The sequence below is a fragment of the Mycobacterium sp. UNC410CL29Cvi84 genome (genome assembly GCF_000686745.1).
GTDB lineage: Bacteria > Actinomycetota > Actinomycetes > Mycobacteriales > Mycobacteriaceae > Mycobacterium > Mycobacterium mucogenicum_B.
In genome coordinates, this window is the sequence record NZ_JMLM01000002.1 from 310191 (window position 1) to 334758 (window position 24568).

At 68.0% G+C, this 24568-nt stretch carries 24 protein-coding genes; 11 read left to right on the forward strand and 13 right to left on the reverse strand.

Features of this window, described 5'->3' with window-relative positions; genetic code table 11:
- Positions 1-280: 280 nt before the first annotated feature.
- Positions 281-745 (forward strand): hypothetical protein, encoded by a 465-nt coding sequence (locus BR47_RS29750; protein WP_051634620.1) that lies wholly within the window; start codon positions 281-283, stop codon positions 743-745.
- Here the strand turns inward: BR47_RS29750 and BR47_RS0105150 are convergent.
- Positions 742-1470, reverse strand: coding sequence for a Crp/Fnr family transcriptional regulator (locus BR47_RS0105150; protein WP_029118808.1), 729 nt, complete (start codon positions 1468-1470; stop codon positions 742-744). The genes BR47_RS29750 and BR47_RS0105150 overlap by 4 nt on opposite strands.
- 162 nt (positions 1471-1632) lie before the next feature.
- On the opposite strand from BR47_RS0105150, the gene BR47_RS0105155 reads away from it, so the two are divergent.
- Positions 1633-2304, forward strand: coding sequence for a PAS and ANTAR domain-containing protein (locus BR47_RS0105155; protein WP_090562472.1), 672 nt, complete (start codon positions 1633-1635; stop codon positions 2302-2304).
- Here BR47_RS0105155 and BR47_RS0105160 read toward each other — a convergent pair whose 3' ends face one another.
- Both BR47_RS0105160 and BR47_RS0105165 read right to left on the reverse strand, forming a co-directional pair.
- Entirely contained in the window at positions 2305-4545 is a 2241-nt protein-coding gene (locus tag BR47_RS0105160) for a molybdopterin-dependent oxidoreductase (protein ID WP_029118810.1), read from the reverse strand.
- Positions 4542-5111, reverse strand: a complete 570-nt coding sequence (locus BR47_RS0105165) for a TetR/AcrR family transcriptional regulator (protein WP_029118811.1) — start codon at positions 5109-5111, stop codon at positions 4542-4544. The genes BR47_RS0105160 and BR47_RS0105165 overlap by 4 nt, the downstream gene beginning before the upstream one ends.
- Positions 5112-5316: 205 nt before the next feature.
- Between BR47_RS0105165 and BR47_RS0105170 the strand changes: the two genes are divergently transcribed.
- Positions 5317-6258, forward strand: a complete 942-nt coding sequence (locus BR47_RS0105170) for a type IV toxin-antitoxin system AbiEi family antitoxin domain-containing protein (protein ID WP_036426804.1) — start codon at positions 5317-5319, stop codon at positions 6256-6258.
- A gap of 67 nt (positions 6259-6325) precedes the next feature.
- On the opposite strand, the gene BR47_RS0105175 is transcribed toward BR47_RS0105170, so the two are convergent.
- The 3 genes from BR47_RS0105175 to BR47_RS0105185 form a co-directional block, all read right to left on the reverse strand.
- Positions 6326-6724, reverse strand: a complete 399-nt coding sequence (locus tag BR47_RS0105175) for a hypothetical protein (protein WP_051634648.1) — start codon at positions 6722-6724, stop codon at positions 6326-6328.
- Between the two features lie 41 nt (positions 6725-6765).
- A complete protein-coding gene (locus tag BR47_RS0105180) occupies positions 6766-7899 on the reverse strand; it encodes a nitronate monooxygenase (protein ID WP_020100232.1) in 1134 nt (377 codons plus the stop codon).
- A gap of 139 nt (positions 7900-8038) precedes the next feature.
- Positions 8039-8818 carry an HAD family hydrolase gene (locus tag BR47_RS0105185; protein WP_036426717.1) on the reverse strand — a complete coding sequence of 260 codons (780 nt, stop codon included), beginning with the start codon at positions 8816-8818 and terminating at the stop codon, positions 8039-8041.
- A 59-nt stretch (positions 8819-8877) separates the two neighbouring features.
- Between BR47_RS0105185 and BR47_RS0105190 the strand changes: the two genes are divergently transcribed.
- The 4 genes from BR47_RS0105190 (at position 8878) to BR47_RS0105205 (ending at position 14214) form a co-directional block, all read left to right on the forward strand.
- Positions 8878-9615 (forward strand): glucose 1-dehydrogenase, encoded by a 738-nt coding sequence (locus BR47_RS0105190; RefSeq protein WP_029118815.1) that lies wholly within the window; start codon positions 8878-8880, stop codon positions 9613-9615.
- Between the two features lie 155 nt (positions 9616-9770).
- Positions 9771-12638 (forward strand): glycoside hydrolase family 2 protein, encoded by a 2868-nt coding sequence (locus BR47_RS29755; RefSeq protein WP_051634649.1) that lies wholly within the window; start codon positions 9771-9773, stop codon positions 12636-12638.
- Positions 12639-12672: 34 nt separating this feature from the next.
- Positions 12673-12891 (forward strand): hypothetical protein, encoded by a 219-nt coding sequence (locus BR47_RS0105200; RefSeq protein WP_036420352.1) that lies wholly within the window; start codon positions 12673-12675, stop codon positions 12889-12891.
- Positions 12892-12921: 30 nt separating this feature from the next.
- The gene (locus BR47_RS0105205; RefSeq protein WP_455565440.1) at positions 12922-14214 is read left to right on the forward strand and encodes a competence/damage-inducible protein A; all 1293 of its coding nucleotides are present in this window, start codon (positions 12922-12924) and stop codon (positions 14212-14214) included.
- A gap of 6 nt (positions 14215-14220) precedes the next feature.
- Here the strand turns inward: BR47_RS0105205 and BR47_RS0105210 are convergent, their stop codons facing one another.
- The 4 genes from BR47_RS0105210 to yaaA form a co-directional block, all read right to left on the reverse strand.
- Positions 14221-15138: an alpha/beta fold hydrolase gene (locus BR47_RS0105210; protein ID WP_020100238.1), complete on the reverse strand. Its 918-nt coding sequence runs from the start codon at positions 15136-15138 to the stop codon at positions 14221-14223.
- 32 nt (positions 15139-15170) lie between these two features.
- Entirely contained in the window at positions 15171-16604 is a 1434-nt protein-coding gene (locus BR47_RS0105215) for an amidase (protein ID WP_029118817.1), read from the reverse strand.
- A gap of 54 nt (positions 16605-16658) precedes the next feature.
- Positions 16659-17636, reverse strand: coding sequence for a TerC family protein (locus BR47_RS0105220; RefSeq protein WP_029118818.1), 978 nt, complete (start codon positions 17634-17636; stop codon positions 16659-16661).
- Between the two features lie 152 nt (positions 17637-17788).
- On the reverse strand, positions 17789-18535 hold the full coding sequence (gene yaaA, locus BR47_RS0105225; protein WP_029118819.1) for a peroxide stress protein YaaA: 747 nt from the start codon (positions 18533-18535) through the stop codon (positions 17789-17791).
- A gap of 210 nt (positions 18536-18745) precedes the next feature.
- Here yaaA and BR47_RS0105230 point away from each other — a divergent pair, with 210 nt between their 5' ends.
- The gene (locus BR47_RS0105230) at positions 18746-18937 is read left to right on the forward strand and encodes a hypothetical protein (protein ID WP_020100242.1); all 192 of its coding nucleotides are present in this window, start codon (positions 18746-18748) and stop codon (positions 18935-18937) included.
- Between the two features lie 6 nt (positions 18938-18943).
- Here the strand turns inward: BR47_RS0105230 and BR47_RS0105235 are convergent, their stop codons facing one another.
- Together BR47_RS0105235 and BR47_RS0105240 are read right to left on the reverse strand one after the other, a co-directional pair.
- On the reverse strand, positions 18944-20095 hold the full coding sequence (locus BR47_RS0105235; protein ID WP_029118820.1) for an alkaline phosphatase family protein: 1152 nt from the start codon (positions 20093-20095) through the stop codon (positions 18944-18946).
- A 139-nt stretch (positions 20096-20234) separates the two neighbouring features.
- Complete coding sequence (locus BR47_RS0105240; RefSeq protein WP_029104933.1) at positions 20235-20531, reverse strand: hypothetical protein; 297 nt, start codon at positions 20529-20531, stop codon at positions 20235-20237.
- Positions 20532-20736: 205 nt separating this feature from the next.
- Between BR47_RS0105240 and BR47_RS0105245 the strand changes: the two genes are divergently transcribed.
- Complete coding sequence (locus BR47_RS0105245) at positions 20737-21957, forward strand: acyltransferase family protein (RefSeq protein WP_020100245.1); 1221 nt, start codon at positions 20737-20739, stop codon at positions 21955-21957.
- A gap of 39 nt (positions 21958-21996) precedes the next feature.
- Positions 21997-22683, forward strand: coding sequence for an Rv0518 family GDSL lipase (locus tag BR47_RS0105250; protein WP_029118821.1), 687 nt, complete (start codon positions 21997-21999; stop codon positions 22681-22683).
- Here BR47_RS0105250 and BR47_RS0105255 read toward each other — a convergent pair.
- Complete coding sequence (locus tag BR47_RS0105255; protein WP_020100247.1) at positions 22673-23752, reverse strand: GGDEF domain-containing protein; 1080 nt, start codon at positions 23750-23752, stop codon at positions 22673-22675. The two genes, BR47_RS0105250 and BR47_RS0105255, sit on opposite strands and share 11 nt — an antisense overlap.
- A 351-nt stretch (positions 23753-24103) precedes the next feature.
- Here BR47_RS0105255 and BR47_RS0105260 point away from each other — a divergent pair, with 351 nt between their 5' ends.
- Positions 24104-24553, forward strand: coding sequence for a Fur family transcriptional regulator (locus BR47_RS0105260; protein ID WP_020100248.1), 450 nt, complete (start codon positions 24104-24106; stop codon positions 24551-24553).
- Positions 24554-24568: the final 15 nt, after the last annotated feature.

The following is a 24568-nucleotide window of genomic DNA, read 5'->3' on the forward strand; positions in this document are numbered from 1 at the left end:
GACGCTCCTCACTCTGCAACGTGTTCCAATTTAGTACCGCGTGCCGGTCGGGGCCGCAAGGTTATGCCGATAATTCGGCTCAGATTCTGGGCGAATGCCGATGCCCGCCGATGAGCGCAGCACTATTCGTCGTAGCTGACGCGCCCGCGGCAGGTGCGTTGTGGCGCCGGCCCCGATGGGGGATTCGTACGGTCGCACCACATTGATCCGGCAAATTCCCAGCAATACCGCAGTCACCTGTAGCACCATTGGTTACCGGAGACGGACGGGAGGGCAACACATGAGAATCCTGGACAGCGTCAAATTCCGCGCCGTGGGTCTGGCCTGCGCAGCGTTGCTGCTGCCGGTCGCGTCGGCAGCGCCCGCGTGGGCCGACGACACGGCGCCGGTCGACCTCTCGGCCGCGCCGATCGATCCGCCGCCACCACCCGTGGATCCGAAGCCGGCCCCGGTCGGGAAGCCGGTCCCGGTGGCGAACGCCGCGCCGGTGCCGCACCTGTCCAGTCCCGAGAATCTGCCGCCGTACACGACGACCACCGCGGAGGGGTCGCAGGACACCGACCAGCTGTCGTATCTGCGCGACGTCTGGCACGCCGTCCAGGAGCGCGAGATCAGCCCCAAGGAGGCCCTCGTGCTGCTGGCGCAGCGACCCATGGACGCCGATGCGGCACCGCCGCCGGGGATGCCCGCCGGTCCGCAGGCGCCGGTGGCAGCTCCGCCCGCGCCTGACGCTGCGGCCGGTTAGCTCGGCCGGCCGGCGTCGCGCACAGCCGTCAGCGCCTGGTGGACGACGCGGTAGCACTCGCACGCGATCTGCCGGAGCGCGACGCGGTCGACGATCTCGATGTTGCCGCGTCGGTAGATGATCAAGCCCTCGCGTTGCATCCGTGCCGCCGTGTCGGAGATGGTCGGGCGCTGCACACCCAGCATCTGCGACAGGCTTTCCTGCGTGCTCGAGAACTGTTGGCAGTCGTATCGGTCATGGGCGGCCAGCAGCCAGCGCGCCAACCGTGCGCGCACCGAGTGCGCGCTGGTGCACAGCACGTTCTGGGCCGTCTGGATGAGCAGATAGTCGGTGAACCGGTCGATCGCGTCGTGCCACGGGCCACCTTCCGTGGTCACCTGCAGAAACTCCGCGACCGGAACGTAGGCGGTGTCGCCGGCGCACCAGCAGACGACGGTCTGGCGGCTGTTGCGCGCGCCGAGATGGCCGGCGATGCCGACCAGGCCCTCGGATCCGACGGTGCCCACTTCGATCCCGGCGCCGTGCTCGGATTCGGCCAGGACCGAATAGACCGAATCGAGGGGGAAGTGGATGTGGCTCAACGGGTTTCCGGCCCGTTGGGCGACGTGGCCGATGGGGCTGAAGTCGATCTGGATGTGCGGCAGCAGTCGGTCGAGGCGGTCGCTGTCGAAGGTTGCGAGCACCGCGTTGCGGTGCAGATCGCTCAGCTCAACCCCCGTGCCCACCCATGCAAGCTACTCGACGGGTGCGCCGTCCCGATACGGACAAGTCACGGCGCGTCGGTGATTTGTTATGTCAGAGAGCTGACATAACGGCTAGTATTTGCGGGCCCGACCGTCAACGCGGCCTGGGTGTAGCCCTCATAGAGATCAAACGATTGGTTCCGTATGCCTGATGCACTGGCCGATGACGCCGATGCCGACAACGCGCCCGAGCACTGGGAAGTCGCTGCAGTCCTGGCCGGCGGCGATTCGCCGAAAGCCGGGGGATTCAAGTTCTTCGTCGCCGATCAGCGGTGGGTCTGGTCCGAAGAGGTGGCGCGGATGCACGGCTACTCGGGGCAGGTGGAGCCCACGACCGAGTTGCTGCTGAGCCACAAGCACCCCGACGACCGGGCGAGGGTGGCCGAAATCCTCGAGCGGGTGCGGTCGGGCGGCCTGTTCAGCAGCCGGCACCGGATCATCGACACCGATGGCAAGACCCATTGGATGGTGGTGGTCGGTGACCACCTGACCGACGAATCGGGTGACGTGGTCGGGACGCAGGGCTACTACGTCGACGTCACCGACACCATGCAGGCCGACCTGACGTCGGAGATCAAGCAGGTCGTGAAATCCCGCGCCACCATCGAGCAGGCCAAGGGCATTTTGATGGCGGCCTACGGGATCGACGCCGACCGCGCGTTCGACATCCTCACGTGGCGCTCGCAACTGACGCACGTCAAAGTCAAAACCGTTGCGGCACAGTTTCTCGAAGCGGTCATGCGCGAGGGGCTGTCGCCCGAGAGTGTCAGCACGATCGACCGGCTGCTCCTGCCGGGCGACCCGGTCGCCAGCTGATCAGGCCGTCAGCGCCTCGATCCGGGCCGGCACATGCTTGTGCCACGGGGTACCCGCGAACGCATCGCGCCAGTCCGCCGAGGTGAGGTCGTTGGGCGCCACGCCGGGCACCCGCTTCTCGCCGTCGGCCTCGGTGAAGTCCACGCCGAACCCGTTGGGCAGCGAGGCGTGGCCCGGCAGCATGACGTCGGTGACCTCCACCGCGGCCTCCGCGGTCCCGGCGGCCGTCGTGATGCGGGCCCGTCCGCCGTCGACGAGTCCCAGCGCCGCGGCGTCCTCCACGCTGACCCGCAGCGCGCCGTCGGCGTCACGCTTGCGCCAGCCCGGATCCCGGATAATGTCGTTGGCCGTGAACGCCCGGCGCTCACCGGCCGACAGCACAATCGGGTATTCGTCGGAGATCAGCGGCGGCCGGTCGGTGGCGAGCGCCGCGAGTTCGGAGAGCATCTCGGGTATCTCGAGGACGAACTTGCGGTCGGGGTGCGTCACCAGCGTCCAGTCGTCCGCGTACTCGTGCTCCGTGAACGTCACCCCGGACCGGCCTTCGAGGATCGCGGTGAACAGCGCGTTGCCGTCCGGGTGGCCGGCTCGGCGGACCGCATCCGGGTAGGTCATGGCGGTCTTCTGCGCCAGCCCCCACAGTGCGGCCGCACCGGCCAGGCCCTCCGGCAGTGTCGGGCCGAGGGTCTCGTAGAGCACATACGGCAGCACGCGGCCCAGCGCCGGGTTGGCGCCCACCGCACCGAAGAACGCTCCGAGGTAGGCGTCGAGGCCGTCACGGGCGGCCCGGCGCAGCGGGTCGAGTTCCGCGTCGTCGACGACGCCGAGCGCGCGCACCAGCCGCGCCCAGATCTCGGGTTCGGGCAGGGTGCCGGGCAGCGGCGTCATCAGGGGGTGGCGCAGATGAAAGGTGTTGTGCGGGAATTCGAGATTGAAGAACGTGGCCTCGGGTTTCTCGAACTGGCTCGCCGCCGGCAGCACGTAGTGGGCCAGTCGGGCGGTCTCGGTCATCGCGACGTCGATGACCACGACCAGTTCCAGCGCGCCGAGCGCGTCGCGCACCGCATTCGAGTCGGCGATGGAGTGCGCGGGGTTGCTGCTCTCGACGATCATCGCGCGGAAGCGGTCCGGATGGTCGGTCAGGATCTCCTGCGGCACGACGTTGGACGGCAGCAGCCCGGCGATGATGGGAGCGCCGGTCACCGGAGAGCGGCCGACGCCGCCCGCGGCGAACAGTGGCGCGAACGACGAATGCAGATGCTGCCCACCACGTTTGGCGAAGTTGCCGGTCAGGATCCACAACATCTTGTTCAGGTACGAGCACAAGGTGCTGTTGGGCGCCTGCTGAACGCCGAGGTCCTCGAACACCGAAACGCTTGCCGCACCGGCAATCCGGCGTGCTGCCGCGCGCAACAGCTCGGCGTCGACGCCGCAGCGCCGGGCGAACTCGTCGATGTCCACCGCGTGCAGCGCCTCCCGTACCGGTTCGACGCCGGTGACATGTTCGGTGAGAAACGCCTCGTCGCACAGGTTCTCCTGGACCAGAACCGCGGCCAGGGCCGACAGGCACCACGCGTCCGTCCCGGGGCGGACCCGCAGGTGGAAGTCCGCCATCTTGGCGGTGTCGGTGAGTACCGGATCGATGACGACCATCGACCGCTGCGGGTCTTTCGCGATGTCCTGCAGCACGGTGCGGGCTCGCGGGAAGCTCTGTGACATCCACGGGTTCTTCCCGATGAACACCGACACCTCGGCGTGTTCGAACTCACCGCGGGTATGTCCGCCGTAGAGCTGCGCGTCGACCCAGAACTCGCCGGTCTTCTCTTGCGCCAACGCATTTGACCGATACCGGCTGCCGAGCGCCTTGAGGAACGCACCGCTGTAGGCGCCGCCCAGGTGGTTACCCTGGCCACCGCCGCCGTAGTAGAAGATCTTGTCGCCACCGTACTCGTCGCGGATCCGCGAAAAGCCCTCGGCGATCTCGGAAATCGCCGTGTCCCAGTCGATTTCCTCGTAGGTGCCGTCGGAGCGCCGGCGCATCGGTGAGGTGAGGCGGTCGCGGTTATTCTGGTAGTGATCCAGCCGCAGTGCCTTATTGCAGGTATAGCCCTGCGAGGCCGGATGTGCCTTGTCGCCACGGATTTTCGACAGGGTGCGGCCGTCGAGCTGGACGACGATGCCGCAGTTGCATTCGCACAGGATGCAGGCGGTCGACTGCCAGCCGGCCTGGGTTTCGGTCATGAAGACGCCTTCCGTTGGGTGATGGCGGCAGACACGAGGGCGCGCAGCTGCCGATGCACGAGGTCCAAGGGGGTGGTGGAGCCGGTGGTGCGTGCCACCAGCACGGCGCCTTCGATGGCGGTGGTGGCGAGCATGGCCAATTCGGCGGCTTGTTCGGCGGACACGCCGTCGGCCCGCAGCTGCTCTTCGAGCTGGCCGAGCCAGCGGGTGAAGGCGGCTGCGGCGCGTTCGATGACGGGCGGGTTGTCGGCCTCGACGGCGACCGCGACCACCGGGCAGCCGGCCCGGAATTCGGTCTCGGTGAGTTGGGTCCGGAAGCCGTCGACCAGCACGTCGAGTGCCTCGAGCGCGGTGCCGGCCTTGTCGATCCGGCGGGCGATGTACTCGCCGGCGAAATCGATTGCCTCGCAGAGTAGTTGGGTGCGACCGCCGGGGAAGTGGTGGTATGCCGAGCCGCGCGGTGCCCCGCTGTGGGCGAGCACGTCCGCGATGGCCGTCGACTGTGCGCCCCGCTCGCGGATGAGCAGTGCCGCAGACACGATCATGCGTTCACGAGGACCAGCCATCCGCGCCCTTCCGTCCGATTATGTATGCAACCATACATAATCGGCAGGCGCGGGTGAAGGGGATCGAGTCCGCTAACCCTCGGATCCCAGCCACCAGGTGACTGCAATCCGAGGTCTTGGCGGTTATCCACAGCCTGCTCACCCGGGATCTGGTGGACGACGGCGCGTTGTCGCGAAGATCGACGTCGTGGACAACGGGGGCGGGGTGGCTGACGCTGAAATTGCTGAGGTGCTCGGCCGTCAGGCTGGTGTCATCGCACGCCGACAAGTCCTCGAAGCCGGCCGACACGACCCGTACATCCGCCGGATGCTCAGGCGAAACGAATGGGCCCGCATCCATGACGGCGTCTACGTCAACCACACTGGACCGCCCACTTGGCAGCAACGCGCTTGGGCTGCAGTCCTTTACGCGGCACCCGCAGCGCTGTGTCTGGAATCGGCGATGTGGCGCGAAGGTCCGCTGATCCACGTCGCCGTGGATGTGAACCGGACTGTGTTGGTAGAGCCCGACGGCGTGCGCATCCACCATCTCGCTCAGTTGGACCAGCGCGCCCTGTGGCACGTCGGACCGCCGAGGGGCCGCTACGAGGAGGCCGCCCTCGATGTCGCTTGCCGGACCACGGAATTCGAGGCGATCGCTGTTCTCGCGGATGTCTGCCAGTCGCGACGCACCACCGCGCAGCGCCTCCTCGCGGCACTGGACGGCCGAGCGCGGATACCTCGTCGACGGTGGCTGCGTGCCGTCCTGGTCGACATCGCCGACGGGACATGTTCGGTCCTCGAACACGGTTACTTGAACCGTGTTGAGCGGGCGCACGGGCTGCCCCGAGCCACTCGGCAGGCCCGGTCGCGTTCGTCGGCGGGAGTGCGCTACCGCGACATCGAGTACGGGCAGCGACTGGTCGTCGAGCTCGATGGCCGGCTGTTCCACGACTCGGCAGCCGCGCGGAACAATGATTTCGAGCGTGATCTGGACGCCGCAGTCGATGGCCGGTTGACGGTCCGACTCAGCTACCAGCAGGTTTTTGACCGGCCATGTCAGACCGCCGGGAAGATCGCCCAGATCTTGAAGCAGCGCGGCGTGGAGGTGTACGGCCACCCGTGCGGACCGGCGTGTGCGTATCCCGCCGTCGATCTCGCGGCCTGATCAGACCCGATTCGCTTAACCCTCGGATCCCAGCCACCAGGTGACTGCAATCCGAGGCACAAGCGCGTCAGTTCACCAACCAGAGCACCAGAAAAGCGGACATGCCGGCCAAACAGAACAGATGGTCGCGGCACACCGACCGCGCCAGCCGGGTCTGTTCGGCGATGGTCCCGCGCCGGTGTCCCAGTGCCACGGCGTGCGGGACGGTGCGCAGCAATGCCAAAAGGACCGGCCCGCCGGCCAGGACCGCGGCGACCCCGACCAGCCACGCCGGAAGGACGCCGCGAAAAGCGTCAAAAGCCAACGCCGCCAAAAGGATCACCATCACGGCGGCGATCAACAGGCTCATCGGCCGGGACGTGGTGGTGGCCCGGTGGTAGTACGCGGCGATGGACGCCAGCACGGGTTCCGGGAGTTCGGCCGCCCTGCGGTGGGGGAGCACCTGAACATCGAAGATCAGGTCCATCCAGAGGACGGCGATCAGGAACCCGCTGCCGGCGGCCTCGATCACACGGACGCGGCTTCGTTCAGCTCCTCGAGCCGGCCGGTGGCCTCCAGGTATTCCTGCACCCAGCGCTCGATCACCGCGGACGTCTTCTCCACCTTGGTGAACTGGCCGACCACCTGGCCGACGGGGTTGAACGCGACGTCGACGCTCTCGTTCGGATACTTGTGCGTGGCTGCCACGGCCATGCCGGAAACCATGTACTGCAAGGGCATTCCGAGCGGCTTCGGGTTGCCTTCCTTCTCCCAGGCCTCGGTCCAGTCGTTGCGCAGCATCCGTGCCGGCTTGCCGGTGAACGACCGGCTGCGCACGGTGTCCTTGCTGCTGGCCTTGGCGTACGCGGCGTGCTGCTGCTCGGAGTGTTCGCTCTCCTCGACCATCACCCACTGCGAACCGGTCCACGCACCCTGCGTGCCGAGCGCCAGCGCCGCGGCGATCTGCTGGCCGCTGCCGATGCCACCCGCGGCCAGGACCGGGACGGGCGCGACCTCCTTGACCACCTGCGGCCACAGCACGATCGAGCCGATCTCACCGCTGTGCCCGCCGGCCTCGCCGCCCTGGGCGATGATGATGTCGACGCCCGCGTCGGCGTGCTTGCGGGCCTGCGACGGCGAGCCGCACAGCGCGGCGACCTTGCGGCCCTCGGCATGGATGTGGTCGATCATGTCCCGCGGCGGGGTGCCCAGCGCGTTGGCGATCAGCGTGCACTTGGGGTGCTGCAGTGCGACCTCGACCTGCGGGGTGGCGGTGGCCTCGGTCCAGCCCAGCAGCTGCAGGGCGTCGTCGTCACTGTGGTCGACGGGCACGCCGTGGTCGGCGAGCAGCTTCTTCGCGAAATCCAGATGCTCCTGCGGCACCAGGGCGTTGAGCTGCTTCTTGAGAACCTCGGGATCGAGGTCGACCTGGTCCATGCCCTCGTACTTGTTGGGGATGACGATGTCGACGCCGTAGGGGTGGTCGCCGATGTTCTCGTCGATCCACTTCAGCTCGATCTCGAGCTGCTCGGGGGAGAAGCCGACCGCGCCCAGGACGCCGAAGCCGCCGGCTTTGCTCACCGCCACGACGACGTCGCGGCAGTGGGTGAAGGCGAAGATGGGGTATTCGATGCCGAGTTGGTCGCAGATAGCGGTGCGCATGGGAAGTCCTTGTGCTGGGGGCCGAGGGCAGAAACAGCAAAACTGAAACGTGTTCTAATTTAGTACCGCGTCACCGACCGGGGCGCAAGACTACGCGCGGATTTGGGCCCAGATTCCGGGCGACGGCCGTTCCAGAACGTCAGCGACGCACGAGCCGCCGGAGCCAGCCGGACCGATCGCTGGGCGGGGCCGCCGCGCGGACCACCGTCCAGCCGAGTCGCTCCGCTTCGGCCGCCAGCCCGGGACGTGGATTCACCGGAATCGGGTGCCCCACGACGTGCATCAGCGGCAGGTCCTCGTCGCCGTCGGCGTAGAAGTAACTCTGTTGCAGGTCAACCTGATTGGCCTGGCTGAACGCCTCGACCGCCGCGGCCTTGCGGTGGCCCCAGACGATGGGCCGCACGATGTCACCGGTGAGGGCGCCGTCGGCGTCGACGGTGAAGTGATTGCAGATGACGTGCTCGACCCCGAGGTAGCGGGCCAGCGGCATCACGTGCATGGTCAGGGCAGACGAGCTCAGGACCACCGTGTGGCCGGACCGCTGGTGCGCGCGCACGACCTCGCGCATCGTCGGGAAGATCCTGGCCTGTACGTGGCTGCGGAACAGCTGCTCGCCGAGTGCCTCCTGTTCGGCGAGGGACTCGCCGCGCAGGTAACCGGCGGCGCGCACCAGCAACCGCTCAAACTCCATGCGGCCCAACTTGTATCGCAAAGTCGCTTCGAGAATTCCGGTGAGTTCACCGAAGGCCGCCTGCCGTTGCCGGAACCGGTGGGCCGCGTGCACCGTCGCGATGAAACCGGACACCAGCGTGCCGTCGACGTCGAAGAACGCGCCGATGTTCGAGCCGTTCGCGCCGGGGGCATCGCCGTCGGCCGCAGTGATCGGCCCGGTGATCGGTCCGGCGTTCGGCGCAGCCATGCTGACCAGTATGCCGGGCTTCCCGGCTACTCATCGGCCGGGCGGTAGCGTGACCGGTCATGGGACGCGTGGACGGAAAAGTTGCACTGATCACTGGCGGCGCACGGGGCATGGGTGCGGCGCACGCCCGGATGCTGGTCGCCGAGGGCGCCAAGGTCGTCATCGGCGACATCCTCGATGAGCAGGGCGAGGCGCTGGCCGCCGAACTCGGGGATGCCGCGCGCTACGTGCACCTCGACGTCACCGACGCCGACCAGTGGGCGGCCGCGGTCGCCACGGCCACCGAACAGTTCGGTCTGCTGAACGTTCTGGTCAACAACGCCGGCATCAGTGCCCTCGGAAAAATCGGCGAGTTCGACATGGCCAAGTGGCAGAAGTGCATCGACGTCAACCTGACCGGCACCTTCCTGGGTATGCAGGCCGTCGTCGCGCCGATGCGGGAGGCAGGCAGCGGCTCGATCATCAACATCTCGTCCATCGAGGGCATGCGCGGTGCGACACTTTTGCACGCGTACGTCGCATCCAAGTGGGCGGTGCGCGGCCTGACCAAGTCGGCGGCCATCGACCTGGGCAAGGACAACATCCGGGTCAACACAGTACTGCCGGGCTTCATCCGCACGCCGATGACGAAATATTTTCCCGACGACATGATGACGGCCCCTCTGGGGCGGCCCGGACAGTCCGATGAGGTAGCGACTTTCGTGGTATTCCTGGCCAGCGACGAATCGTCGTTTGCCACCGGCAGCGAGTTCGTCGTCGACGGCGGTCTGACGACCGACGTGCCACATAAGTTCTGACCTCAGCGATTCCGGAACTGGCGGTCTGACGGGGCACAATGAGGTGCCCCCACATCGCGCATTCGGTTGTAGAAGCGCGTTCAGATGCTGATGTTCTCGGAGGGAGCAGGGCTATATCAACCGAGTTGCGCCGCGGTGCAGTGCTGGGTGCCGTCATGTCTCTGGTGCTGCTGTTCGCGTGCACCGGTGATCTGCCGCGCCTGCTGAAGCCCATGAGCGCGGCCGCAGAGGTCGAGCTCGCGCAGGGCTGGCAGCTGGCGTCCGCGCAGGGCCTGGTCGCCACCGGAGCGCAGCTCAGCCTCGACGGATTCCCCGCGGCGGGCGCCGGCTGGCACCAGGTGCGGCACATGCCGTCCACGGTGCTGCAGGCGCTGCAGGACGACGGCACCTACCCGGACCTCTACTACGGCGACAACCTGCTGAGCAAGGTGCCGCAGGACCTGTACAAGCAGGACTGGTGGTACCGCACGACGTTCGTCGCGCCGGCCGGGCACTCGACCTACCGGCTGAACTTTCCCGGCATCAACTACCGCGCCGAGATCTGGCTGAACGGGCATCAGATCGCCGACAACCGGCAGGTCGCGGGCATGTACGTCGACCACACGCTGGACGTGTCGAAGTGGGTCGAACGCGGCCGGACCAACACGCTCGCCGTCAAGGTCACCCCGGAGCGCGCGCTGCAGGACGTCGACGGTGTCGAGCTGGCCGACAGCTGGTTCGACTGGATCAACTGGAACTACCTCGGGTATCAGGGCCCCGGTAAGAACCCGGCCAACGGCAACTCGTTCGTGGCGGACCGCAACGCCGGCATCCTCAAGCCCGTCACCCTCAAGATGTCCGGCGACGTGGCGATCACCGATGCGACCGTGAACAGCCAGCTGCCGTTGCCGCGCACCGACAGCGCGCAGCTGAGCGTCCGGTCGGGCCTGACCAATTACTCCGACCAGCGCGTCAACGGTGTGGTGCGGGCGACCATCACGCGCGCCGGCAAGGCGGACATCGACATCGAGAAGCCGGTGTCGCTCGGGCCGGGGGAGAGCCGCGACGTCACGTTCAGTCCCGGCGACTACGAGGCGTTGCGCGTCTCCCATCCGGACCTGTGGTGGCCGTACACCATGGGCCGGCCCGACCTCTACGACCTCCGGATCCAGTTCCTGCAGTACGGCCAGGCCACCGACGAGTTGAAGCAGCGCTTCGGCATCCGCTCCATCGAGCAGGGCCGCGACGGCAGCGAGGAATTCCCGCAACTGGGCTCCGGCGGCAACTTCTACCTCAAGGTCAACGGCCGCGATTTCCTGGCGCGCGGGGCCACGTACACCCCCGACCTGCTGTACCGCGACGACCCCGACCGCGACAACGCGATCCTGCGCTACGTCAAGGATCTGGGTCTGAACATGATCCGGATGGAATCCAAGATTCCCGGCGCGCGCTTCATTGAGCGGGCCGACGAACTGGGTATCCCACTCATGGTGGGCTGGATGTGCTGTAACCAGTGGGAGAAGTGGCCACAGTGGGGCCAGGAGGACCACCGGGTCGCGCAGGACAGCCTCCGCTCGCAGATCATGATGCTGCGATCGCACGCGTCGGCATTCGTCTGGGCCAACGCCAGCGACGGGCACCCGCCCGCCGACATTCTCGAGCAGTACCACGAGATTCTGCGAAAGCTGCACTGGCAGAACGCCGTTGTCGACACGGTGTCGTCGTACACGACCGACTCGTCGGGGAACCGCCTGTGGGACGGCATCCAGATGGCCGGTCCCTATACGTGGCGGCCCCCGGCGTACTGGTTCGACGGCGACTACGCCGCCGCACGCGGCGCGTCGGCCGAACAGGGCGACAACGAACACATCCCGCCGTTCGCGAGCCTGCGCAAGTTCATCCCGCCGGACAAGCTCTGGCCCATCAACGACATGTGGTACTTCCACGCCGGCTCCAATCCGGGCAACGAGGCGTTGGCCAGCATCCGCGACGCCGTCGTGCAGCGTTACGGATCGTCCAGTGGCGCCGAGGAATTCACGCGCAAGGCCCAGCTCGCCCATTACGAGGCCACACGGGCCCAGTTCGAGTCGTTCGCCGCGCTGGGCTGGGCGGACCACAAGATGACGATCTACTGGATGCTCAACAACCACTGGCCGTCGTTCTTCGGCAACATCTTCGACTACTACCTGCGGCCGGGCGGTGCCTACTACGGGGCCAAGAAGGGCCTGCAGCCGCTGTCGGTGACGTTCGATTCGTACGCCACGGGCGACCACAGCACCGCCAAGGTCAGCATCACCAACCAGAGCCCGGAGAACGCGGTGGGCCTGCGCGTGCGCACGCGGGTGTACGACATCAACGGGACCCTGCGCGACGACCGCACCAGCGACCCGTACGACGTGGCTTCCGGTGCCGCCGCGGTGGCGCTGACGCTGCCGCGGATGGTGCCCGATTCCCGGGTGTTCTTCGTCCGGTGTGAACTGGTGAACCCGGTCGGCGAGGTCATCGCCGACAACGACTACTGGCAGTCGCAGCAGGACGACATCGGTGACCCCCGCAAGGACGTCGCCTTCGAACTGCACCAGACCGCGTGGGCCGACATGACGCCGCTGAACTACATGACGAAGGCCCGCCTGGAGGTCAGCGCCGCCGGCACGGTGAACGGTGACGGCCAGCAGGTCGTCGACATCACGCTGCGCAACCCGACCAAGCAGGTCGCGTTCTTCGAGCGGGCCGAGCTGACCACCGCTCCCGACGCCGACGAAATCCTGCCCATCGAGTACAGCGACAACTACGTCACGGTGTACCCGGGGGAGACCGCGCACGTCCGGGGGCTGGTGCCGAAACCGGGCGTGAACGCGGGCTGGGTCCGGGTCGGCGGCTACAACACGCCGCCCGTGACGGTCCCGGTGACCGGCAGCCGTCCGCCGCAGGACTCGGCGGAGGCGGCCGCGCGGGCCTCGGTGGCCGACCCCGGTCTGGCCGAGCCCGACGTCCGGCCCGCGGCGCCCGACGCGGTACCGCGGGTCCCGAGACCGGGCGCATAGGACATGATGGTGAGTCGACGTGAAGGAGAAACACATGGCTGACGAACGCTCCGCACTGGCCGAGCGCACCGCCGCAAGCGGGTGGCAGCGGCACACGGACGACCGCGTCGACGTCTACCTGCGTGGCGCGTCCCGGGTCCGCGTGATCTGGCGCGGTGACGACGCGATCAGCGGCGGCACGCGGTTCCAGGACGACATCATGGAGCAGTACACGCGCGAGCTCGACACCGTGCGCGCCTGGCTGGCGGTCTGACCCGGCCCGCAGCGCCGTACCCTGATCGCCATGGGCGTGCGTGCGGGCATCGTGGTGACCGGGACCGAAGTTCTCACCGGCCGGGTCCAGGACCTCAACGGGCCGTGGCTGGCCGACCGGCTGCTCGAACTCGGCGTCGAGCTGGCCCACATCACCATCTGCGGTGACCGGCCCGAGGACATCGAAGCGCAACTGAATTTCCTTGCCGCACAAGGTGTCGACCTGATCGTCACCAGTGGCGGGCTCGGGCCGACGGCCGACGACATGACCGTCGCCGTGGTGTCGAAGTTCTGTGGCCGCGAGCTGGTGCTGGACGAAGCGCTCGAGGAGCGCATCGCGGAGATCCTGCGGTCCTTCATGGGCCGGTTCCCGGGCGCCGATTTCGAGGCGGTGCGGGCGGCCAACCGTAAACAGGCACTGGTGCCGGCGGGTGACGGCGTCGAGATCCTCGACCCCGTCGGCACGGCACCGGGTGTCGTGGTCACCCGCGGCGGCGGCGCACCGACGGTGATCGTGCTCCCCGGACCGCCCCGCGAGCTACGGCCGATGTGGAGCCGCGCCATCGAGACGGCGACGGCACAACATGCGATCGCCGGCCGCACCGTCTACCGCCAGGAGACCATCCGGATGTTCGGGCTACCCGAGTCCGGGCTGGCCGAGACCCTGCGGGAGGCCGAGACCCTGGTGCCCGGCTTCGCGGGGCTGGAGATCACGACGTGTCTGCGTCGCGGCGAGTTGGAGATCGTCACCCGCTACGAACCCGATGCCGCCGACAGCTACCGGCAACTGGCCGCGTTGCTGCGTGAGCGTCATCCGCACGATGTCTTCTCCGAGGACGGCGCACTGGTCGATGATCAAGTGGCGCAACTCCTTTCGGGCCGCACCATCGCGACGGCCGAGTCGTGCACGGCGGGTCTGCTGGCGGCGCGCCTGGCCGACCGGCCCGGCTCCTCGGCCTACCTGGCCGGTGGCGTGGTGTCGTACTCGAACGAAGCCAAGGCCGACCTGCTCGGCGTCGATCCCGCGCTGATCGCGGCCCACGGTGCGGTATCCGAACCGGTGGCCGAGGCCATGGCGGCCGGCGCGCTGCAGCGGTTCGGCGCCGACGTCGCCGTGGGCATCACCGGCATCGCCGGACCCGGCGGCGGCAGCGACGAAAAGCCGGTCGGCACAGTATGTTTCAGTGTCGGGCTGGCCGACGGTGCGACCCACACGCGCACGATCCACCTGCCCGGCAACCGGGCCGACATCCGCGAGCGGTCGACGACCGTCGCCATGCACATGCTGCGCCGCGTCCTCAGCGGCCAGCCTGTGACGGTCTGACCGGCGTTACTGGTCCGCCAGGTCGGCGTCCCAGACCTCGAGAATCTTGGTCAGGATCTCCTCGGGCACACCGAGACCCGCCAGATGGCTCTCGCCCGGCAGCGTGAACATCTCGGCGTCGGCGATGCGCGCGACCGCGTGCTCACCGTGGGCGTAGGGCACGATGTGGTCGGCGTCGCCGTGCCACCAGCGCACCGGCACCTTGATGTCCTCGAGCCGGAAGCCCCAGTCGCGGGCGAACACCACGATGTCGGCGAACGGCGCGGCCAGCTGCTTGCGGCTGCCGTTGAGCAGGTCGTCGAGGAACATCGCCTTGAACTCGGGGCGGCTCAGCAGGTTGCGGTCGCCGTCGGGGGAGATGCGCGCGTACAGGTCCAGGGCGGGGGAGCCGAAGGGCGCGATCACCTTGATGAGCGACCCCGCCACCCAGCGGATGGGGGTGTCGGCGACCTCGAGGATCGGCCGCACGATCTTGGCCAGCTCCATCAGGCCGCTGCTGATGCCGTCCTCGCCGATCAGCGGAGCGACGCCGCCGAGCACCGCGGCCATCACCACCCGGTCGGGCATGGCGGCCGCGGTGGCCAGCGTGTACGGGCCACCGCCGGACAGGCCGATCACCGCGAACCGGTTGATGCCGAGGGTGTCGGCGATGGTCCGCAGATCCTCGGTGAACCCGAGCACGTTCTCGTACTGGTACGGCGTCGAGGAACCGATGCCGGGACGGTCGATGCCGATCAGCCGGATGTTGTTGCGGGAGGCGAAGCTGCGGGCCTCGGTCGGGATCTGCCGGCGCGCGCCGGGCGTCCCGTGCAGCCAGAACACGGCGCGCCCCTGCGGGTTCCCGAACTCGGCGAAACCGATCTGGCGGTCCTCGCCGACGGCGATGTTGCCTTCCAGCTTCGGGCGATCGATCGACATGACCATGGCCGAATTGTTGCACGCCGCAGTTTGCGGGCTCAGAGGCGCGGGTAGCGGTCCGCCCAGGGCGCGGCTTGTTCCAGCTGCCGGGCCAGTTGCAGCAAGATGGTCTCGTCCGGCGCCATCAGCTGGACGCCGATCGGCAGTCCGTCCGCGGTGCGGCCCAGCGGCAGGGAAATGGCGGCCCAGCCCGTCACGTTGGCCAGTGACGTCCAGCCGGTGGTGGCGAATTCGACGTCGAAGAATTCCCGGGTGCTGGCTCGGGGCTGATCGAGCAGGCCGTACGGCGGCGGTCCCGACAACAGGGTCGGCACGAGCAGGACATCGTGGCCGGCCATGCCGGCGGCGAACCGCCGGGTCTGGTCGTGGACGGCCGCGATGGCTTCGGCGTAGGCCAGACCGGTGGTGGCGAATCCCTCGCGGATCATCATCCAGGTGCTCGGTTCGAATTCGTCTTCGCGTGGCGGGCGGCCCAGGTGCGCCGCGGCCAGCTCATGCAGTTGGACGTTGCTGACCCGGTGCAGCACCGCGACGGCGTCGGCGACAGCGTCTGGATCGATGCTCGGCGCCGACGGTTCGACGTTGTGGCCCAGGCCCGCCAGCAGCGTGCCGGTGGCCTCGACAGCGGCGGCGACCTGCGGGTCGGTGCCCGGACCCGGGAACGGCGAATCCACGGCGATCGCGATGCGTTGCGCCGCCGGGGTCTGCGCGATGGCGTCGAGGAACGGCTGGGCGGGCCGGGGCGCAGAGTACGGATCGCCCGGCGCACTACCGGTGACGGCATCGAGCAGCGCCGCGCTGTCGCGGACGGTGCGGGTGAGAGCGTGCTCGTTGACCAGCCCCTCCAGCCCGTGCCCGGCGCTGGGCGCGAACGAGGTGCGGGCGCGGCGCGGTTTGAGGCCGACGACGCCGCAGCATGATGCCGGCACCCGGATCGAGCCGGTGCCGTCGCCACCAGAGGCGGCGGGCACGATGCCGGCCGCGACGGCGGCGGCGGACCCTCCGCTCGATCCGCCTGGGGTGACCTCCGGTGACCACGGATTGACAGTCGGCCCGAACAGGGACGGTTCGGTGGTGCAGTGGTTGCCCCACTCCGGGGTGTTGGTCTTGCCGAAGATCACCAGCCCGGCGTCCAGATACCGATGCACGATCCAGGCGGTCTGGTCGGCGACATGGCTGCGCAGCGCCCGTGACCCCATGGCCTCCGGGGCGCCGGCCAGCGACGCCCCGAGGTCCTTGAGCAGGAACGGCACCCCGGCCAGCGGTCCGGCGGTGCCGGTGCGCAGCACGCCGGACTCATCGAGCCGGCGGGCCTGTTCACGGCCGCGGTCGAACAGATCGGTGACCACGGCGTTGAGCGCGCGCGCCGATTCGAGCCGGGCGATCGCGGCCTCCAGCAGCTCGGCGCTGCTCACCGCCCCGCCGGCCACCAGTTGCGCTTGCCCGACGGCATCGTCCACGAGATCGGTCACCAGGGCATCCTGCTGGCGCGCAAGCGATCTGGCAACCGTGACCGGTTGATTTGGTCAGCCGGCGACGGCCTTGCTGTCGGCGCGGGTCTTCCACAGGCTCGCCACCGTCGTCACGACGAGCGTGACGATGATGACCGCCAGCGACAGCAGCGTGGGAATCTGCGGTACGTGCACGGGCTCACCGCCGTTGATGAACGGCAGCGTGTTCTCGTGCAGTGCGTGCAGGACCAGCTTCACGCCGATGAACGCGAGGATGAAGGCCAGGCCCTGCGACAGGTAGACCAGCCGCTTGAGCATGTCGCCGAGCAGGAAGTACAGCTGGCGCAGACCCATCAGCGCGAACACGTTGGCGGTGAACACCAGGTACGGCTCCTGCGTCAGGCCGTAGATCGCCGGAATCGAGTCGAGCGCGAACAACAGGTCAGTGGTCCCGAGCGCGATGATGACCAGGATCATCGGGGTCAGGACCCGCTTGCCGTTCACCAAGGTGTGCAGCTTGCTGCCGTCCCACTGGTCCGAGGCCTTGAGGTACTTGCGGGCGAACCGCACCATCGAGTTCTCGGCGTCGTCGTCGTGCTCGGTGTCGCGGGCCAGCTTGATCGCGGTGTACACCAGGAACGCGCCGAACAGGTAGAAGATCCACGAGAACTTCGAAATGGCAACGGCGCCAAGGGCAATGAAGATGCCACGGAAGATCAGCGCCAGGATGATGCCGATCAGCAGCACCTCCTGCTGCAGGATTCGCGGCACTTTGAAGCTGGCCATGATGATCAGGAAGATGAACAGGTTGTCGATCGAGAGGCTGTACTCGGTGAGCCAGCCCGCGAAGTACTCGACACCGTATTGACCGCCGTGGAACTGCCACACCCAGATGCCGAACGCGATCGCGAGGCCGATGTACAGCGCCAGATATCCGGCGGTTTCGCGGGTGGTCGGTTCATGCGGGCGGCGGCCGATCACCACCACGTCGAAGAGAAGTACGGCGATCGTCACCCCGAGGGTGATGGACCATTCCAGCGTCGAAACATTCATATGAGGGTGCCTCCGGGCGTCAGTAAACGACCGAGGTCTCTACCACCGCCGTAGCGGCCCACAGCACCGGCTGCCCGACATTGGACAACGTGATGACGACACTGCGGCGAAGGAATACTCCCCTCAGGAACCATTATCGCAGACCGCCGGCGTCACGCCGTGACCACCACCGTCAACTGCGACCCGTCGCGTTCGACGCGCATCCCGGCACGGCGGGCGACGGCGGCGACGGCGGCGGCGTCGCCCGGTTCGGCGCGGCTGCCGGCGAGCGCCCGGGCCAACCGGCCCTTGTGGGCCTTGTTGAAGTGACTGACGACGGTGCGCCGCCCGTCGGGATGTTCGGTGTAGACGTCGACGGTCACCGCACCGGGAATCTTGCCGAGCGCCTCGTATGAGCCGGACCGCAGATCGACGATGAGCTCCTGTTGCTGTAGCTGCGCCAGCACGGGTTCCAGGACCGGCTTCCAGCGGCTGGCCAGGGTCCCGCCGGCGGGCAGCTTCGACGATGCCGACAGCCGGTAGGCCGGAATCGGGTCGTCGGCGCGCAGCAGCCCGAACAGCGCCGATCCGACGGCCAGCCGCGCGCGGGCCCGGGTTGCGGTGGCGCCGCGCAGCGAGCCGATGTCCAGGGCGTCGTACAGCACCCCGGTGTAGCGGTCGATGGCTGGCATCGTCGGGGCGCTGCGCAGTTCCGCGTTCCGCTGGATCTCGGAGTCCTGCGACGCGGAGATGGCGAGGGCCTTGCGGCTGGCTTCCGGGTTGGCTGCGAGCGCGACGAGCTCGTCGAGCAGTGCCGTGCGCAGCGGCGTGAGTTCCGGCACACTGAGCGCGCCGAGCCGCAGCGGCGGTCCGTCGCCACCTGGGCGCTTGGTCTCCGAGGGCGGCAGCAGCACGATCACGGCGAAGACGGTAGCCGACGCCGGTTGGTACGACGCGTACCATCTACCTGTCAATCAGGGGTGTTTGCTTTGCCGCTGTGGTCGCGGTGGCCTAAAGTTCGGTACCTACTGACGTCGGGGCAGAGGTCGGTGGGCCGAGGTTCCGTACCTGCGGTGATTACCAGAAATGCTGGGGTGGTTATGGGTAGGAACGCCAAGTTCGCCGTTGACATGCGGGTTCGCGTCAACCGTGGCGACGCCAAAGACGTGCGTGGTGTGATCGTGGAGGACTACGGCGATCATGCGGGCTATTCGGTCGATGTCGGTGAAGACCATATTGTCGACGCGGCGCGCCGCTGGGCTGTCCTGCTGGACAGCGGCACCCTCGTTTTCGCCGACGACGCACACCTGAAGCCCGAATAGTCCCGGTTAACCGGAAGCGATGAGCAGCGGCACCAGCTGCTCGGCATCTGTCCACGATCCGTGCTGCCCGATGAGGGCAGATTCCAGAGGCTCGACCGTCCGACGTACCAGTCCGGCGTTGTCCCGGGCCGCTGCCACGACATCGCCGATGCGGCTGCGCGCCGCGTCACCGACCCGCGCGCCGAACCAGCCCTCGGCGATGGCCTGCTCCTTGGTGCGCACCCAGGCCTTGGCGCCCAACGTTTCTCGCCACGCGTCGGCGACCGCATCGGCTGCTCCCGCCGCGACATAGACGTGCCGCGCCCGGGCCTCCCCGGCGACGGCGACGACGCCGTCCAGCAGCTCGGGACGCGCATCGATGTCGACGACGTCGGCTTCGTCGAGGTTGACCATGCCGTGGTCGGCGACGACCGCCAGCAGCCCGCCGGCCGGCAAGGCCTCGACGATCGATTCGACCAGCCGGTCCACCTGCCGCAACTGCATCCGCCACGCCGTCGACCCGGCGCCGTACAGATGGCCGAGCATGTCGAGATCGGCGTGGTAGCCGTAGCAGAAGCCGCCGTCGGCGACGGCCTGCTGCACGCGGGCGGCGAGGTCGCCGAGCCGATGCACCCCGACGTACTGGCCGCCGCGGAGCACCGCGCGGGTCAGCCCCGAATTGGTGAACTCGGCGCCCGAGATGACGCTCACCGCCACGCCGGCGGCGGTGGCCTGACCGAACGTGGTCGGCAGGGGCTGCACGTCCTCGGGCACCAGCACGTCGCGCAGATCGGCGCCGACGGGGTGCGGCGTCCAGCGCAGCGCGTTCACCACGCCGTGGTCGGGAATCCGGAACGAGTAACCGACCATGCCGTGTTCGCCCGAGCGTCGGCCGGTTCCCACCGCCGCCAGACCCGCGCTGGTGGTCGACGGATACCCGACGCGCAGGTTCCGTCCACGCAGTCCCGCCAACACCGGAGCGTCGTCGGCGTAGGTGTCTAGGAGCTGCGCACCGAGACCGTCGATCAGCAGGACGCACGCGCCGCGAACACTGCCGGGCAGGTCGATGGGCCGGTGCACGCCGTCGAGTTGGGCACCGGCCACACCCATCGCGGACAGCACGGCCGGCACCACGTCGGCCAGATGTGGCGCGTCGGGTCGCGGGCTCGGGAGATCCATGGCCGCGAGCTTAGGGATTTCCCGGGTGAAGTAAATGCAATTACTGCGTGGGAAGCCCCATCGGCGCCGAGAGCAAATTCCTATTCAGCACCGTGAATAGGGAAAACGCAATCATCTCGCAGTGCGAGCAAATGCGTCGTTATCCGCCCCAGCCCCGGGTGCCGTCCCAGCCGCCACAGATGCCGTTGAAGCAACCGTGTCCGAAGCCGCCGGTGACGGGGTTCCAACCGCCGCAGCCGCGCCAGTTCGCACCGTCGCCGCAGCCACCGCCGCCGCCCTGGCCATCGGGCCCGCCGTAGCCGTTGTCGGCAACCACGGTCCGGTCCGCGCCGATGCTCCCGGTGAGGGTCATCGCTGCGGCCGGAGCGGCAACTATCGCTGCTGTGGCGGCCACCGCGGCGACCGCCGATGTCGTGAATTTCCGCCTAATTAGCATGTCTACAGAATGCTCCTGAGCGGCCGAATATTCCAGCCTCGGGCACCCCTCAATGGATTTCTGTGAGCAGAGTTACTGCTCGGACACGCCATTCTCGGGGAAAGGAAAATCGGCCGGGTATCGCGCGCTCGGGAGTGTCATCCAAGAAAAGTCACAGGTTTCCCATCGGGACCCGAGTGTTCGCCGCTGTTACCCTTTTCCCGTCATGAGTGTTGTGCCGAGCGGTGAAATCAAGGCACTGTCCGGCCTGCGCATCGTCGCCGCAGTGTGGGTGGTGCTGTTCCATTTCCGTCCGCTGTTGAAGCAGGCGTCACCGCCCCTGAGCGACGCTCTGGCCCCGATACTCGACTGCGGCGCGCAGGGCGTCGATCTGTTCTTCATTCTCAGTGGGTTCGTCCTCACCTGGAACTACCTCGAGCGCATGGGGCCGGCCTGGTCGACACGGGCGACGCTGCATTTCCTGTGGCTCCGCCTGGCCCGGGTCTGGCCCGTCTATCTGGTCACCATGCATCTTGCCGTGGCCTGGATCATCTTCACGCTCAACGTCGGCGACTTCCCGTCGCCGGAGGCGGCCACCCTCACCGGCCCCAACTACCTGCGTCAGCTGTTCCTGGTTCAGCTGTGGGTGGTGCCGTACTTCGACAACTCCAGCTGGGACGGCCCGGCCTGGTCGATCAGCGCCGAATGGCTGGCCTACCTGTTGTTCGGGTTGTTGGTCATCGTGCTGTTCCGGGTGGCCCGGGCGAGCCGGGCGCGCACGCTGCTGTGGCTGGCCTTCGCCGTCACGCTGCCGCCGCTGCTGTTCCTGGCCGCCACGGGCGAGTTCTACACGCCGTGGAGCTGGCTGCCGCGCATCATCCTGCAGTTCACCGCAGGTGCTCTGGCGTGTGCCGCCGTTCGAAAGCTGAACCTGACCGATCGGGGCCGCACGATCGCCGGGGTGCTGTCGGTGGTGCTGCTGGCCCTCATCGTGGGCCTCGTGTACTGGTTCGACGCGCATCCGATCCCGACCATCCGCGACGACTTCGGCCTTGTCGACGTCTTCTTCCTGCCGCTGGTGGTGGCCCTGTCGGTCGGCACCGGAACCCTGCCCGCGCTGTTGTCGACCCGCGTGATGGTCTACGGCGGCAAGGTGTCGTTCGGCCTGTACATGGTCCACGAGCTCGTGCACCAGGGCTGGAACTGGGCCGCGGCGCAGTACCGCATCGAGATGTTGCCGAGCTGGAGCACCAAGTTCATCGTGCTGGCGCTGCTGGCCGGCTCGTTCGCCGGTGCGGTCGTGCTGTTCCACTACGTCGAAGAGCCGGCGCGGCACTGGATGCGCCGCATGGTCGGTCCGGCGGACGGCTCGAAAGCCGTTGTAACGCAACGCAAGCTGCAGGCGATATCTGACGACGACGAAAAGCGCGCCGAGCGGGCGGGCTGACCGGAATCCGTCCTACCACCGAGTGATCATGGGAGACCAGTGCGCCATCTGACCACCTTGTTGCTGACCGCTGCGCTGTGTGCGGTGTCCGTGGTGAGTGCGCCCGGTCCGGCACACGCGTACCGGAATGTGCGCCCGGGGATGCCCGACCGCGTCGCGGTGATCAGCGATTCGTACACCAACGGCACCAACTTCGGCGGCCAGGGCCCGCACAGCTGGCCGGCGCAGGCCGGCCGCAATCTGGAGGCGTGGGGCGTTCCGATCACCGCCGACGTCGCCGCCGAGGGCCGGGCCGGATACGTCGTGCGCGGCGATCACGGCAGCATCTTCCTGGACCTCACCCGGCGTGCAGTGCGTCCGGACGACGCGCTGGTGGTGTTCTTTGGCTCCCGCAATGACCAGGGCGCCGACCTCGTGCAGCTGTCGGGCATGGCGCACGACGCCTTCGCCCAGGCGCGGGCGACGGCACCCGGCGCCAAGCTGCTGGTGATCGGGCCGCCATGGCCGACGGCCGACGTACCGCCGGGGGTGCTGCAGATCCGCGACATACTCGGCATGCAGGCCGGGATGGCCGGCGCGACGTTCATCGACCCGATCGCCGAGCGGTGGTTCGTCGACCGCCCGGACCTGATCGCGCCCGACGGCGTCCACCCGACCGACGCCGGGCACGATTACCTGGCGGGCCTCATCGCACCGCGGATCCGGGCCGAACTGCCTACTCGTTGATCGGCAGGTCGTCCCGCACGTCGTAGCGGACGTCGTTGCCGCCGTCCTCGCGGGCGCGTTCCATCGCCTCCTCGGCGGCGGCCAGCAGCGCGTCGATGACGATCTCGGGCGGGTGCACCGTAAGCGGAGCCAGCGGCGTGCAGACCACGCCGATACTCGCCGTCACCCGGGACGGCGTCGACTTCATGGCGCCCTGCACGCGGTCGATCAGCGGTGACGCATCGGGGCTGGTGAAGGTGTCCGCGACGATGAAGTCGCTGTCGGAGATGTGCGCGGCGATGGCGTTGCGGCGCACCGTCTCCCGCAGCGCCTGGCTGACGTCGATGCGGGCCCGGTTGGCGCGCCGTTGGCCGGACATCGACGACAGCAGCGGAAAGCTGTCGATGCTGACGACGGCGAGCACCATGTGACGGTCGTCCTGCCGGTTCCGGGCGGCGAGCAGATTCGCGGCGCGCGAGTACAGGCCGTCGGTGTTGAGCAGCCCGGTCAGCGGTTCGATCTCGCTGTGGTGGATGTCCGTCGAGCTGAGCCCGATCGCGACGCGGCACGTGAAGAACACGAAGACGTTGAGCAGCGCGATGATCAGGACGGCGCACGCCGCCAACGCGGGGTCGTGCGACGCGACCCGGATTCCGAGGTATCCCAGCGTGAGCCCACCGAGGAGCCAGGGGCCGGCCAGCACGCTGGGGCGGTGCAGGAAGGCCACATAGCCGCTGGAGAAGATGAACGCGCTGGTCGCCAGCAGCCCGAGCATCGGATCGGTCATGATCAGGCAGGCCGCGCTCATCGGGATCGCGCCGAGGGTCACCGAGATCGCCGAGAACTGCTGCGAGGGCCAGGAATGGCGCAGCCAGACGGCGCCGACGCCGAGCGCGAAGACCCCCACCGCGACGGCGATCGCCTGGCGCACCGGGCCGTGCGGACCCGCGGGGCTGAGCATCAGCACCACGGGAACCATCCCGAGCACCGCGTTGAGTGCGGCGATCACCCGACAGGTCCTGGTCTGCAGGCCGCGGACGGCGAGCAGCGAGGTGAGCCAGTAATAGTGATTTTGTCCGGCAGCGGTCATGCGGCTACCCGAGGTCTCCCGCGTCAGCCGGCCGGCGAACCGGAGGGCCTGTCACGCTGCATTGCATATGCAGCAGATTAACAATCGCGCGACGCGGTTTAGGCGGCCGTCGGCAAACTCTGTGCATACGTTCAGCCTCAGCTACTACAGCCGGCGGCGAACTGGGCACCCGCGATTCGCCGGTTCGGGCGATTTTCCTGCGCGGATGCGCCGGGTCGCCTAAAGTGTCTGCGGAACAACGGCTTTGACCTCTGCCAAAGGCATCGTCGCCGGTTTCCCGCCGCAAATTCGCGTGACACACATCACTCCCAAGTCTTGACTCAGTCCAAAAAAGCGCGTAGAAGTGAACACGTGACGACCGACTACACGGAGCAGCTGCGTTCCGCAGATCTCCGTGTGACACGGCCCCGCCTCGCGGTCCTGGAGGTGGTGGCGGGACGTCCGCATGCCGACACCGAAAGCGTCTTCGACGCGGTCCGCGCGATCCTGCCCGACGTCTCCCGCCAGGCGGTCTACGACGTACTGGCCGCACTGACCACCGCCGGGCTGATCCGCCGAATCCAGCCCTCGGGTTCGGTGGCCCGGTACGAGACGCGCGTGGGGGACAACCACCACCACGTCGTGTGCCGTTCGTGCGGCGCCATCGCCGACATCGACTGTGCCACCGGGGAAGCGCCCTGCCTGACCCCGTCGGACACTCACGGCGTGCTCGACGGTTTCGTCGTCGACGAGGCCGAGGTCATCTATTGGGGCATGTGCCCCGACTGCGCGGCAGCCACAACTTCACGATCACATCCGTGATCGCAGCACAATTCA